Consider the following 14,390-nt stretch of genomic DNA (forward strand, 5'->3'; position numbering starts at 1 on the left):
TCAGATTAATAAGAGATAAATATACGATGAGTAATAATAACAATAAAAGTAAGTCAGCTATCAGCTTACAAGAGAGCTGGGCCAGTAACATCAGCGATTATATTTTGCTGCGTCGTCAACAAACGCAGGTAGCGTATGACGCAATAGGTGCAAAAACAAACGATGAAAATAGAAGAATCGGTAAGTCAGAAGATAGCGATTTATTTACGGCTCTATTCGTTATTTTAGCGGCTCATTTGGAAGAAGGGCATACTGTATTAACCATTGATGCAGCCGATCATGAAACGCCGCTACAAGGGCAAATTAATGGTGAGTTGGTCAAACTATATTCATGGCAGCAGAACTTACTAGAGATACTGGCAACACCAATTTTTGCGCTGATTGATACTCAGATAAAAACGCAAATAGACACGCAATCAAACACGCAACTAGACGATGACACTACAACGGAGACATCGATATTTGTATTACTAGATACTTTGTTTGGTCAGCGAGATTACCTGTGGGCGCAACTAGCACTTAGTAATCATGAAAAAGAGACGTTGATCAAACGTTTTGATGCGATAACTACGTTATATCATCGCTTGAAAAATAGCGACTTAAATACTTTCGTTCATTCAATCCATGAGCATGCTTTATTTGCTAATGTTAATGTGAACACTGATTGTAATAACTATCAAAATAGCCTAAGTAAAGATAATCAACCAATTATCTATAACAACACTAAGAATAAAGAGACCCAAGGTTCAAAAATCACATTTTGGCTACACCGCACATGGCAAGCAGAATTTAACTTAGCGCAGCATATCAATCATATTTTGAATCAGCAGATAGTGCCTTTAGACATTACCATGCCTGAGAACTTAAATGACCAACAGATATCGGCTATCAATGTGGCGAACAATAATGCATTTAGTATCATTACTGGTGGCCCAGGGACAGGTAAAACCTACACCGTTGCTCAATTGGTTATCGCGTTACAACAGGCGACAGAGAGTAGGGGAGATGAGTCTGAACATATTAGGTTTAGTACAGACAGTGCTAGTCTAGCATTAGCAGCGCCGACGGGTAAGGCTGCCCAACGTATGCAAGAGTCTCTGCAGGCGGCCTTAGATGACGCAAATGTAGAACTACAGCTGCAAGAGGCAAAAACCATCCATCGTCTACTAGGCATCGGTCGAACGGGTAGACCGCGCTACGATGCCAACAACTCACTCGGTGAAGATATTATCATCGTTGATGAGGCATCTATGCTTGGGGTAGAGTTGGCCAATTATCTTGTGAGCGCGGTAAAGCCAGGTGCTAGGCTGATATTATTAGGCGATGCTAATCAGTTAGCAGCCGTCGATGCAGGAGCAGTATTGGCTGATCTCTGTCGCATTCCGCTATTGCAACCTATACATGCAGAGCTAACAGAGAGCCGCCGATTTAGCGCCGAGTCAGGTATCGGTAAACTGGCCACTCAAATCAATAAAGCAGAGACAGATCTTCAAGCTATTTGGCAATTATTAAGGCAAGACGCTGCTTTGAGTTTCAAATATGTTAATACGTTACAAGCAGAGTCCCTATCAAATAACAAGATAGAAAATAGCCTAAGCAAAGAAAAAATTATTTCAAAAATCTCCAGTAATTACCAATCATACGTAAATAAAGTTAGAAATTTACTGAAAAATCCAATAGAAAAATCCGTGCCAGAATCAGTTAAAAATACTACCACTTCGTTAATGGAAGTATTTAATCAATTTAGAATCCTCACTGCTGGCCATAATGGTGAATGGGGCGACCGCTATATCAATAACTACCTTACTCAATGGTATCTTGCTGAGTTAAAGTTACCATTGGGTCAAAATATATGGTTCCATGGACGTCCTGTTATGGTGCTACAAAATAATTATGAGCTTGGGCTATTTAATGGGGATATTGGTTTCTGCTTACAAACATCAGATGAAAGGAGTCAATTAGAGGTATTCTTTGAAAATAAGACACAAGGGATAGCTGTTAATTTGCTAAATGAAGAGGTGATAGCCACCGCGTATGCAATGACTATTCATAAGTCACAAGGATCCGAATTTGATCATGTTGCTATTACTTTTGATAATAGTCATGCACGATTACTGAGCAAAGAGCTTATCTATACAGCAGTGACTCGTGCTAAGAAGCAGGTAACGATATATAGTACCAAGCACGCCTTAGAAAAAGCAGTTCAAACACCAACTGAGCGGCATACTGGTTTGGCATTACAGTTTTAACGATTCATTCAAGTTGTTGTCGGCGCAATAAAAAAGCATCCAAATTGGATGCTTTTTTAGGACTTAACTATTTTAATCAATTAAGTCTAGAATTAAACTTTGTCTTCTTTGATTGCATAGATACCTGGCAGGTGACGCAAGTAACCATGGAAATCCATACCACAACCGTAAACATAGCGGTCTGCAACATCAATACCCACAAAATCCACATCAAAATCTGCAACTTTGCGATCATGTTGCTTGTTAAGCAAGACACAAGACTCAAGTGATAGAGGCTTTTCTTTACTTAGTTCTTCAACAACTGCTTTTAGGGTAATACCTTCGTCAAAGATGTCGTCAATTAACAATACGTGCTCACCTTCGATACTAACATCAGGCTTGAATTTCCAATCAAGCTCATTAGTACCTTCGTTGTCACGATAACGAGTCGCATGGATATAATGCATGCGATGGTAGAACGTAAGATGAGTCAGTAGTTGACCAGCTGGGATCAAGCCGCCGTTCATCACGACCATAACAATTGGATTTAGACCAGCATAATGTAGATTGAGCTGAGCGGCCAAACGCTCATAAGCAGCAGCTACTTCGATACTGCTAATAAGGCACTCTGAGTTGCGTAAGGTTTTTTCAATTTCTTGGTTACTGATTTGGGTCATCGGGTGCGCCTTTGGTAAAAAGTGCCGCTTATTTTAGCAAATTTTAGTGAATTTGCCCAACGTCATATGACTTTTGGGACAAAATTAATCCAACTTTTTGGGTTATTCTGGCTTTTCTATAATAAATGGACGGTAATAATTGGCCAATCTATTCAATGAGTCATTTGGTAGGTCAGGTAATAGCTTATTAAGTGCCATACTCATGCCTTTATCAATTGCCGATTTGGCAACTGGAACTGACTTACGTTTGATCATGCCTAGCTTTAATGTCTCGGCATAACGACTGATAAAATGGGTTAATGTTTCTTCGTTCATGGTTTCGAGTGCTGTTTTAAATTTGGCTCTATCTACATGCTCAGGCGTGATAGCAGCAAACCCTTCAGTGATGGTATTGGCATCTTTTTCTGATAGTTTAAAGCCGACACGTTTAACACCTTCATTATCAATAAAGGTTGCATGATCTCTTAGAAAATGAAAACTTGGTAACACGTCTTTGTTGTTTTCTTTACCCAGTAAGATATTGAGCAAAGTATCTGTCGCGCGTTCAATCGTTCCAACAATTTTACGCATAGAGGCTTGGCGCTCAGGGTTAGGAATAATATCTACCAAACCAACCAATAAATTATCAGTAAGATCACGCGCTGTCTGATGCGTAAGAGCATCGCGATAAGGGTAGTACTCTACATTCTCATTTGAAGCAACGACTTGTTCGGCCTCACTGATTAAAGCTTTTAGTTTATCTGAGGGTACGAATCCAAAATAATGTGCCATTGCACTTCCTTTATTTGTTGTTTTTTATGTCTTACTTGCGTTACATTGATCACCAAATCGGTTATTATTTAAACAAAGTTTTAGTCTCAGGCTCATCATACCAAATGCTGATTAGTGACATGCCCTAGTTATAAGATAAATGACTTTGTTGATTGGTAATAATTTTACAAATTGCTAGAATTTACCTAAACGATAGATGAGCTGAGTCACTCATCGCACACTAATTTAGCATATTTTTCATATTTTAATTCAAAAAGCTTGAACTTATAAGGCTATTGACTACTTGTCTAGGGAGAGATGAGATGAATAGTGCTATCGTACTACTATTCGCCGTTGCCGCTATGCTCTGCGGCTACGTGTTTTATTCAAAATTTATCGCCACCAAAATTTTAGCATTGGACAACAGCCGTCCTACACCCGCACATACGATGAAAGATGGGATCGATTATGTTCCCACCAATAAGTATGTATTGTGGGGACATCACTTTACGTCAGTGGCAGGGGCTGCACCAATTATCGGTCCTGCCATTGCAGTCATTTGGGGCTGGGTGCCTGCCATTATTTGGGTAGTAGTAGGTACTATCTTTATGGCTGGCGTACATGATATGTCTGCTATTTGGGCAAGTATGCGTAATAGAGGTCAGTCGATTGGCTCTATCGCTGGTACTGTCATGGGCACACGTGTCCGCAGCTTGATGATGGTTGTTATCTTCTTATTACTACTGATGGTCAATGCTGTATTTGGCGTAGCTATTGCCAATATGATGATCAAGACGCCATCTGCGGTATTGCCAGTTTGGGGTGCCTTGGTGGTTGCCTTTATCATCGGGCAGTGTATCTATCGCTACAATATGAATCTGGTCTGGGTGTCCATTATCGGGGTAACTGCGTTATACGGACTTATCTATCTTGGTCCTATGTTCCCGATTGTGTTACCTGAAACCGTCATGGGTTTGCCTGATAACGCAGTATGGATATTGATCTTGTTTGCCTATGCGGCGATTGCGTCGTTGTTGCCTGTATGGATGCTACTTCAACCTCGCGATTATATTAATGGCTTACAATTATTTGTCGGTTTGATTCTACTATATGCTGCTATTTTCATTGGCACGCCTAATATTGTCGCGCCAGCCGTTAACACTGCATTACCAGCCGATACACCGTCACTGCTGCCATTATTGTTTGTGACAATTGCTTGTGGTGCCATATCAGGATTCCATGGTTTGGTCGCCACAGGGACTACTTCTAAGCAAATTGATAAAGAAGAAGACGTTCGTTTCGTTGGTTACTTCGGTGCATTGGGTGAGGGTATGCTAGCGCTTGGGGCAATCCTTGCAGCAACCGCAGGTTTTGCGACTCTTGGTGATTGGCAAGCGGTCTACCAAAAGTTCGGTGATGGCTCTATCGGTGCGTTTATCGACGGCGGTGCGACCATCTTGAATGCCGGTGTTGGTATCGACATGGTGCTATCACAGACGATGCTTACGGTAATGGCCGCATTGTTTGCTGGTACGACGATGGATACTGGCGTACGTTTACAACGTTATATCTTCCAAGAATTTGGTGAATTTTATAATTTACCCGTATTGAATAAGAGTGTCGTTGCAACGTTACTTGCTGTCGGAAGCTGTTTGTTATTAGCGTTCGGTGCTGGTGGTATCGATGGCGCGGGTGGTATGATTATTTGGCCGCTATTTGGTACAACCAACCAGTTAATGGCTGCTTTAACCTTGATGATCGTTACCATTATCTTGTTACGTAAGGGCAAGCCAGTTTGGTACACCTTGGCACCATTGTCGTTCTTGTTGGTTATGACCGTCTTTGCACTATTGATTCAGCTCAAAACCTTCTTTACTGATGGTAATTGGCTACTTATTATTATGGATATTATTATCTTAATCGCGACCATTTTGGTAACGTTTGAGAGTTTGTCTGTACTACGAAAAGAATGGTCACTACATAAAGGTAAAAGCGGTGAAGTTTAAACATTAAACCATATTGAGTATCTGTTTAATAAAAAACGCTAGCAGCAATTGCTGGCGTTTTTTGTATCATATAGGCATGATAGGTCATAAGAATTAAGTAAAATACGAGTACATTATGGAAAATGAAAACACATCGAATGATATAGAAAACGTTCAACCATTAGAGGATACTCAACCATGGTGGCAACGGTTTAAGAGTGGATTAAATGAGTTTTATCATGCGCCTTATCGTCAGACGATGGCACGCGCCGCACGTGATGAAGAAGATTTTTTTATGTTGCTTATGTTTGCTGAGAGCTTGGGGATTGATAACCCCGCCAGCTTTTATACACTAGAGCTACAGCCATTATTTTTAGAAAACTTTCATGAATGGCATACACGTATGGGAATGGATAGATGTCCATTTGACCACGTTGGGTGCTGCTAACCGTAGTGGATTGACTATATAAAAAAGTAGCTAAACATTTATTAGATAATGAGTCAAAATACGAGATAACAATATGGCATTACACCCTTTACATGGATTGGTAGAGCAGTTAGAGACACAACCGATTATATTTATCGGCGGCAAAGGTGGTGTAGGGAAGACCACCACAGCAGCATCTCTAGCCAGCTACTATGCAAGCCAGCAGCAAAAGACCTTAATTGTCTCAACCGATCCGGCACATAGTTTGGGCGATGTATTGAATGTACGACTCAATAATGAGAAAACGGTGATATCACCTTATCTAGATGCGATTGAGTTAAATCCTGATGTGATTGTCGATGAACATTTTGCTCAAGTTGAACGTACAATTAAGGCTTATGCCAACCCAGATATGATGCCAAAAATTCGTGAGCATCTAAGGCTATCTAAGTCAGCACCTGGCGCCCAAGAAGCCGCGATGCTCGAATCTATGTGTCATCATTTAGTCGAAGCGGCAGATGCTGGGTATGAACACATAATCTTTGATACCGCACCGACAGGTCATACTTTGCGATTATTGGTATTACCAGAAATGATGGGAGCATGGACGGATGGGCTGCTTGCACAGCAGCGACGACAGGCCAAACTACGTTCGGTGGCGACGCATTTGGACAGTCACAATAAAAAAGACAGTCAAAAGAACGATGTAGCCAATCCCTTTGCCGCAAAGAAATCAGATCGCTGGGAACAAGCTGTCTCCGTATTAGAAAAGCGCAAGCAATTGTTCCGCCAAGCAGGGTTGCTACTACATGACCGTACACAAACAGCGATTGTGTTAGTAATGACCGCTGATGTTTTACCATTGGCTGAGACCAAGCGCGCTATCGAGCAATTAGAAGACAGTAAGCTCATGCCAGCAGCAATCGTCATTAATCAGCTAATATCAACCAACCAGTCGGATGAGTTTTGGCGCCGCCGCGCTGAGCGTCAGCAGCATCTGCTACAGGATATCGAACAAAGCTTTACCAAGTACCCGCTGTATCCGATTTACCTGCAACAGACAGATGTACGCGGCACAGATGCATTGAGTGCGTTGTTAAGTGTATAAAGTGCATAGATAGTTCGCTGGTAATTTATGACTCACGCTTGTACGACTGTAGTTTACCTGACAGAGACCATGCCATGTCTGTGCGTAGTAATTGTGCTTGTTCGGATTTACCGCTACTAAGCGACGACCATTGCGGTTTACCACGCGCTTTTTTGAGCTCACTTGGTAGTTTGTGTGCTGGCCATACAGTAATTGGATTATTGTCTTCATCTGCATGGTCACTATCGTCAGTTAACGACGTTCCAAGACTGCTATTTTCGCCTTTATATAATAACTGAGTGGCATCTGTAGCAGCATGACCACGATGGCGTAAGGCCGTAAGTAAGTCTAATGCTCGCGTTGCTAATAGCGTCAACGTAGCAGGATCGATATATAAGCGTTTTACCCCAGTAATCCTATCGGCAATACTGCTGGTATTCGATAGCAACCCGCCTGCGATCCCACCTATTGCGGCACCCAATCCCAGTGTCGTACCTAAGGCTGCTGCATCGATACCTAGTCCTAGAAGCGCGCCAGCTGCTGCACCAGAAGTGGTACGAATACCGTAGCTCTTGAGAAGTTCGGGGTCGAAAGGATCTTGTTGATAGGCTTGTAGTTCAAGCGGTGTTGCTGCAACCGCATTGTCATAAAACTTATAAAGGTTAAGTAAGTTATGCTGCATCGCACGCTCACTTTGCCTAACCGCTTCTTGCATTTGCTGTAACACAGGAAGTGGGTCGTCATCTTCGTTGATCTCGCGTACAAAGGCAGCAACATTCAATAAAAAATCAGCGATGATGATATTGGCCTCATCATACAGCTGCGCCCAATCCTCAGTCCGTCGTTGCATCAGCTGCTCAAGCATCTCAGAGTGGGTGAGCATAGTGGCTAGGTTTTTCCATAGACGCATCTCATCTTCAAACTCAAACGCGACCGAATCGAAACGCGTTGAAATATGCAGATTGCGTCTTGCCAGCATCGTCTGCCAGTCGTCGATATTGGCATTCTGGCTGTCTGTAAAATTAAAAATAGGCATCACGGGAATCGCAGCCCAAGACAAAATCGCTAGCTCATCTTTGTATTTACCCAATACAGGCTCACGAGCATCTACTACGTAGATGGCCATATCACTTGTCAGCAGCTGACGAATTACTTTGGCTTCTTGGCTATAATCATAGGGCAAGTCATAACTGTCTGAACCTTGAGCAATATCCGCCGCCAAAAACTGCTGCAATCGTTCGATACCATCACGGCGACTGGCGGTATTGTCCTCTAGCCAATCCATAAGCCCTGAAGCATCTTCCAGACCAGGTGTATCGTATAGTGCAACTAAGACTTCGCCAGTTTGGCTATCTGTCAATTGAGCCTGCTCGACATGCCGTGTGGTCGCAGCTTCGTTTTTGACTTCACCAAAATATACGTCACGCAGTAATGTGCGCAGTATAGAGGTTTTGCCCGTATTGGTATGACCGACGACCGCCAATTTAAGCGGTTCACCACTGGCAATCGTTTTCTTTGTTACCCTTGACGCTGGTGCTGTCGTTGCTGATGCTTCGGTTGATACAGGTTGATTATCCTGAGTAGCTATTGACTGAGCTACTGTGGATTTTGAGGTGTTGTCTGAAGGAGTGCTTGAGACATCAGGGGTTGGCTCATAAGCCTTGTCTGCAAAGAGACCTGCAGGCTTATTATTCTCATGATTATTGTTATTGTCATTATTCATAGTAACGTCTTATATTTATTGATGGCAAAAACACATAGTAGCCATTTATTGTAAAACAAATCTGACTGGGTATCGGTTATGAATGCGTATAATCCATATCATAAATCGTAGTCCACGCATTTATAATCATGCTCTAGTCGGTTCAATATAGTTTGAATACAAGGAAGACGAGTGAAAGCACTACAAGTAGTAGGCTAAGCGAGACTGACACCGTATCCAATTTATAGAGGATTGACTATATTAGACAGCACTAGGTGGACGCAGCAGTACCTTTAGCTTTTTCTTAAGCCCTTTGGCACGAAAGAACCGCTGCCACATACGGTAAAAGACCCCAAATATCAGGCTGACGATATTGTCATGACTGGTTTCACCAACGGCACCGTATTGGACGGGGTTGTTGGCGGTATCTTCTTCTACATAAGTGCCAAACCAACGATCAAAAATAATGAGTACGCCGCCATAATTTTGATCAATGTATTCGTCGTTGGTGCCATGATGGGCACGGTGATTGGATGGAGTGTCAAAGACATACTCCACCCATTTTGGAAACTTCCCCACGGTTTCGGTATGGATAAAGAATTGATAAATCAAATCTAACGCATAAAAGAAGAATACCCAGACAGGATGTACGCCCAACATCATCAGTGGGACAAAGAATAACCACCAGCCCGTCACCGAGTACAGCAAGCTTTGACGCATGGCGGTGGACAGATTCATATGGTCATCTGTATGGTGCACGACATGCGCTGACCAAAACCAGTTCATACGGTGTGACGCACGATGGAACCAGTAGTAGCTAAATTCAACCGCGACGAATATGGGTATGGCGGTGAGCCATGTCACCTCAATAGTAAATAAGCGATATTGATATAACCATAAGCAGATAGGTATGACGATAAGCGCTTGGACAATCAATTCAAACCCTAAATAAGAGCCGCCCAAGCTAAAATTGGTCATCGCACGTCGCCAGCTAAAGTTTTTACCATTGCCACGCTTGGACTGATACAGCCATTCTGCTAAAAATAATAAGAAAAACGGTCCACCTGCCAGCGGTAATAGCCACTCTTGCCAATACGCAGGTAGAATGCTTGCCAGCATTGGCTGCCATGACTCTGGCGCAGCCGTTAAGATACTTTGGTTTAACGCCTCTCGGTAACCATCCAATAGTTGACCATACTGACCTAGAGTCATAAGGGGGCTGTCTAAAGAGATATCTACTGCCATCTTGGGCTCCTAGCCACTATAAAACATCCTTGTCGTCTTGATATGACGTCACAGCTATTAAAACGTATCTTAACAACTGTTATATCAATAAGTCTTTAGACCTGCTTAAGGTGATAGACCTATAATATTTATTTATTGTATATCATGCGAGTCATAATGATAAGTTCATACTTGAGTAACAGGTTAAAAATTAGAATGTATTAAGCATCTATATCAACCAAGCCAATTTTTCGTGCAGAGAGCGCTGTTTGCCACTGCTGATAGCGAACGGCTTGTTTGTCTAATGGCTCATCATCCGTACGTGCATCAGTCAAGCCTGTAGAAACGCTGTTATCACCTAGCAGTTGTACGATAAGCCCATCTTTGGCGTGAGTAGCGATTTGATCGAGTTTGCGTAGCGTACCGCGGTCGGGCAGTGCTTTGCTATGAATGCCAAGCAAGACCTGTACAGGATGGTTATCTAGATAGTTTTTAAGCCGTGCCATATCATCACGGTCATCAACGATACCAAAATCCTCAACCTCACTTAATTTTTCAAGACTATGGCTACTGCCATCAAGCCCTGACTGCCACCATTTGTCCTGATCTGCAGGGTATTCAAGTAGAGCAACTAATTTCTTGCCCGCACTGACCGTCGCTTTTGGGGCGATAGGGGCTAGTGCTTCTGTAAAGTCATCAGCATCCACCACGTGCCGCTGCCAAAAGTTTAGGATTTTTTGATAATACGGCTGTTTGATATCCAAACGCATTTTTTTGCGGCGGAACATCATTGCACAAAACGCCCATGCTATCGCTCGCGGGACAATGCCGTACATCAGCAAGCTACCAACCAACAATCCTGCCCACTGGCGTGCAACAGACAGCGGCATCGCCTCGGTGACAAGCCTGCTCTGTGCGATTGCCGTACTGTCTGGTACACCAAATCCCACCATACTAGGTAGCCAGCCTAATACCTGAGTCAAGCTCACCAACGCTTGATCAGAGAGTAGGGTTGACTCCCAGCTAAAGCTATACTGACGTACAACCAGCAAAAATATAATCGCAAGCAGCATCCCCGTCAATGTCGCGAGCCACAACTGATGGCTAAATCTGCCCAAATACCAGCGCATGCCGCTATGCTGCAACTGGCGCTCATACAGATCGACGGCCGCCTTGGTCACATCATCCTTACCACGTATGAGATAACTCGGACTGACAAAGCTCGCAAACCAACTGGGCGATTGCTGATCTCGATTGATAAGGGTCATGACGAGCCACCCACCAAGCATAATGGTATGAAAACCAAGTAGGCAGACCAACACATAAAAGAAATTCACAACATTAGACTGCAATAGCGTGAACAGTCCCAAAAATCCGGAGATACACCACACCACGCTCATAACAATCATAATGCCCTTTATACGGCCGTCAATCTTACCCAGTACACGCGCAAGCGCCCCGTTGCTGTCTATACGTGACGCTCGTCGATGCAGCTTTTGGATAGGCGTACCGTCCTCGCCCTGTAGCTTTTCCGTGATTAATAACGGGTCAGTGGCAAAGACGTGCTGATCGGTCTCTAAGGCTCGTACCAGCTCGGTCAGTTGATCTTGGGGTGATAGCATAATGCGATAATATCCGTATGAAGGCGTCAATATAATAAATAGCAATCTAAAAACAGTCGCTTTAATCGTTATAGATTATTGTAGCGTATATAGAATGAGGATGACTTGTATTATTTTTATCATAGTAAACGCTTATAAAGTCAGCCAAAATGAATAAATGAGACCCAATCGTGTCAAAAAACGTATCAAAAAAAGGAAAATGCCATATGAATAACGAAATGAATAATAAAACCTATCTTATCATCGGTGGAACAGGCGGCATTGGTCAAGCCATGGTACAGCAGCTAATACAAAAAACGACTACTAATCAAACGGACAATCAATCTAATCAAAGCCATCGCACACAAGTATTTGCTACTTATCATCGAAATAAGCCGAATATTGAAACGGAAAACCTGCACTGGCTACCGATGAATGTCAGCGATGAGGATAGTATCAAAAAAGCTGCCGATACCATTAAGCAGACAGTCGGTCATGTGGATTGGGTAATCAACTGTGTGGGATTACTACATACGGAGACAGCGCAGCCGGAAAAGGCCTTGCGACAGATGGAAACGGAGTTCTTTTTACAAAATATGCAAATCAATGCGCTAGCCAGTTTGCTGATAGCCAAACACATCAAACCGTTGCTCGCAAAGGCTAATCGCAGCGCCAATCATCCTGCTATTTTTGCGACCGTATCAGCCCGCGTCGGTAGCATCACTGACAATCAGCTAGGCGGCTGGTATAGCTATAGAATGAGCAAGGCCGCTCTTAACATGGGGATGAAAAACCTGAGTATCGAATGGGGCAGATCACTTAAAGATGTATGCGTGGTGGTTATGCAACCAGGTACTGTCAACACTCAGCTGTCCGCACCATTCCAAGGCAATGTCGCTGAAGGGCATCTGTTCTCGCCAGCGTATAGCGCGGAGTGCTTATTGGAAGTGCTCTCAGGGATGACGGCAGCCCAATCAGGTAGTTTTGTCGATTGGGCTGGAGGGTCAATACCTTGGTAGCCGTTAAACTGACGCTAGCGTACTAGTAAGCCATAAATTTAATACGCTTCAAACAGCGCCATAAACTCATTAACGGGTGTTTGTTCTAGTCTTTCTTGATCGTCGCATAGCTCAATAATCTGCTGACAGCGACTTTCGATAAAACGCGTGGCCAGACTGGCGTGGAACTTGGCTTCCAGTACAGGGATGCCCTCAGCGCGGCGGCGTTTGTGGCCGATAGGATATTCAACAGCTACTTTTTCTGTACTGCTGCCATCGTTGAAAAATACTTGAATGGCATTAGCAATAGAGCGCTTACTGGGATCATGATAGTCTTTTGAATACTGCGCGTTTTCTTCTACGACCATCTTGCTGCGTAGCTCATCGATTGACAAATGCTGTTCGTGATAGTCATCCTCGTAGTTCTCTGCCATCAGATCGCCTGTCAACAACGGCACAGCCACCATATACTGCAAGCAGTGATCTCGATCTGCTGGATTGGCAAGCGCGCCTTCTTTTGAGATGATGCGAATCGCTGAGTCATGGGTAGTCAGGACGATTTTGTCGATATCGTCAATTCTGTCTTTTACGTGTGGGTGCAAAATGACCGCGGCTTCACAAGCGGTCTGAGCATGAAACTCAGCAGGAAAGCTTATTTTAAATAAGATATTTTCCATCACATAACTACCAAAATTTCGCTGGAATTTAAAGCGACGATCGCCTTCAGGCTTGGTGGCTAGATCCTTGTTGGTATGGCTGAATAGCACATCATAAAATCCCCACTGCGGTGCGGTTAATGCGCCAGGGATACCCATCTCGCCACGCGCTGTGATATCTACCAGACGTACCGCACGACTGGTTGCATCGCCTGCTGCCCATGATTTTCGGCTGCCAGCATTGGGTGCATGACGATAGATGCGCAGTGCCTGACCATCGACGATGGCTTGTGAGATCGCTGCCATGATGCGCTCACGTGGTAGCTGATAAAGTTTTGCAACGACGGCGGTTGATGCCAACTTGACCAAAAAAACATGATCGAGCCCCACACGGTTGAATGAGTTTTCGAGTGCCAATACGCCTTGAATCTCATGCGCCATGATCATAGCTTCAATCACTGCTCTCATGGTTAATGGTGCTTGTCCTTGGCTGATATTTTTCTGACTAATATAGTCGGCGACCGCCAAGATACCACCCAGATTATCAGAAGGATGGCCCCATTCGGCAGCAAGCCACGTATCGTTATAGTCAAGCCAGCGCACCATACAGCCAATATCAAAAGCGGCCTTGATGGGGTCTAGTCTATAGGAGGTGCCAGGGACGCGAGCGCCATGCGGCGTTATTTGATCGGGGCAATCAGGCCCCAAGTGCTTGGTACACTCGGGGAAGCGCAGCGCCAATAGACCGCAGCCAAGCGTATCCATCAGACAGTGGCGCGCGGTATTCCACGCGTCAATAGGGTTTGGGGACTGCTCGTCTATTGAATAGTTGAGAACGTAATCGGCAATTTTTTGAATTTCATCGTCGTATGCTGGACGGACATTACTCTCTACCGTCGCATCGTTTGTATTTGAATGGTTATCTAAGCGATTATTTGACATGGTTAGTTCCTCATCCTGAGTGTGCTACTTCCTTGACTGATTATCTCAGCCATCCTTTTAAAGGAATCATTATTTAAAAGTAGCACACTCAATATGGAACAACCAATTTGAAT

Annotated in this window: 11 protein-coding genes; 5 read left to right on the plus strand and 6 right to left on the minus strand. The window is 43.7% G+C overall.

Annotated elements, in window-relative coordinates; translation table 11 throughout:
• The first annotated feature begins 26 nt into the window (after positions 1-26).
• The gene (gene recD, locus QL886_RS00730; RefSeq protein ID WP_290177323.1) at positions 27-2,249 is read left to right on the plus strand and encodes an exodeoxyribonuclease V subunit alpha; all 2,223 of its coding nucleotides are present in this window, start codon (positions 27-29) and stop codon (positions 2,247-2,249) included.
• Positions 2,250-2,341: 92 nt separating this feature from the next.
• Here recD and QL886_RS00735 read toward each other — a convergent pair whose 3' ends face one another.
• Both QL886_RS00735 and QL886_RS00740 read right to left on the minus strand, forming a co-directional pair.
• On the minus strand, positions 2,342-2,905 hold the full coding sequence (locus tag QL886_RS00735) for a hypoxanthine-guanine phosphoribosyltransferase (RefSeq protein WP_057760160.1): 564 nt from the start codon (positions 2,903-2,905) through the stop codon (positions 2,342-2,344).
• Positions 2,906-3,007: 102 nt separating this feature from the next.
• Positions 3,008-3,676 (minus strand): hypothetical protein, encoded by a 669-nt coding sequence (locus tag QL886_RS00740; protein ID WP_238069025.1) that lies wholly within the window; start codon positions 3,674-3,676, stop codon positions 3,008-3,010.
• 302 nt (positions 3,677-3,978) lie between these two features.
• Between QL886_RS00740 and QL886_RS00745 the strand changes: the two genes are divergently transcribed.
• The 3 genes from QL886_RS00745 to QL886_RS00755 all read left to right on the plus strand — a co-directional run bounded on the left by QL886_RS00745 (position 3,979) and on the right by QL886_RS00755 (position 7,175).
• Positions 3,979-5,661, plus strand: coding sequence for a carbon starvation protein A (locus QL886_RS00745; protein ID WP_057760164.1), 1,683 nt, complete (start codon positions 3,979-3,981; stop codon positions 5,659-5,661).
• A 115-nt stretch (positions 5,662-5,776) separates the two neighbouring features.
• The gene (locus QL886_RS00750; RefSeq protein ID WP_290177324.1) at positions 5,777-6,088 is read left to right on the plus strand and encodes a cory-CC-star protein; all 312 of its coding nucleotides are present in this window, start codon (positions 5,777-5,779) and stop codon (positions 6,086-6,088) included.
• Between the two features lie 73 nt (positions 6,089-6,161).
• Positions 6,162-7,175, plus strand: a complete 1,014-nt coding sequence (locus tag QL886_RS00755) for an ArsA family ATPase (RefSeq protein WP_290177325.1) — start codon at positions 6,162-6,164, stop codon at positions 7,173-7,175.
• Between the two features lie 25 nt (positions 7,176-7,200).
• On the opposite strand, the gene QL886_RS00760 is transcribed toward QL886_RS00755, so the two are convergent.
• The 3 genes from QL886_RS00760 to QL886_RS00770 form a co-directional block, all read right to left on the minus strand.
• On the minus strand, positions 7,201-8,877 hold the full coding sequence (locus QL886_RS00760) for a DUF3482 domain-containing protein (RefSeq protein ID WP_290177326.1): 1,677 nt from the start codon (positions 8,875-8,877) through the stop codon (positions 7,201-7,203).
• 240 nt (positions 8,878-9,117) lie between these two features.
• On the minus strand, positions 9,118-10,101 hold the full coding sequence (locus QL886_RS00765) for a sterol desaturase family protein (protein WP_290177327.1): 984 nt from the start codon (positions 10,099-10,101) through the stop codon (positions 9,118-9,120).
• Positions 10,102-10,301: 200 nt separating this feature from the next.
• Positions 10,302-11,702 carry a DUF2868 domain-containing protein gene (locus QL886_RS00770; RefSeq protein WP_290177328.1) on the minus strand — a complete coding sequence of 467 codons (1,401 nt, stop codon included), beginning with the start codon at positions 11,700-11,702 and terminating at the stop codon, positions 10,302-10,304.
• Between the two features lie 206 nt (positions 11,703-11,908).
• Between QL886_RS00770 and QL886_RS00775 the strand changes: the two genes are divergently transcribed.
• Positions 11,909-12,700: an SDR family oxidoreductase gene (locus tag QL886_RS00775; protein WP_290177329.1), complete on the plus strand. Its 792-nt coding sequence runs from the start codon at positions 11,909-11,911 to the stop codon at positions 12,698-12,700.
• A 38-nt stretch (positions 12,701-12,738) separates the two neighbouring features.
• Here QL886_RS00775 and QL886_RS00780 read toward each other — a convergent pair whose 3' ends face one another.
• The gene (locus tag QL886_RS00780) at positions 12,739-14,277 is read right to left on the minus strand and encodes a bifunctional 2-methylcitrate dehydratase/aconitate hydratase (protein WP_290177330.1); all 1,539 of its coding nucleotides are present in this window, start codon (positions 14,275-14,277) and stop codon (positions 12,739-12,741) included.
• Positions 14,278-14,390 lie beyond the last annotated feature (113 nt).

Origin of the sequence: Psychrobacter sp. APC 3281, from assembly GCF_030407815.1 — a bacterium.
Classification (GTDB): Bacteria; Pseudomonadota; Gammaproteobacteria; order Pseudomonadales; family Moraxellaceae; genus Psychrobacter.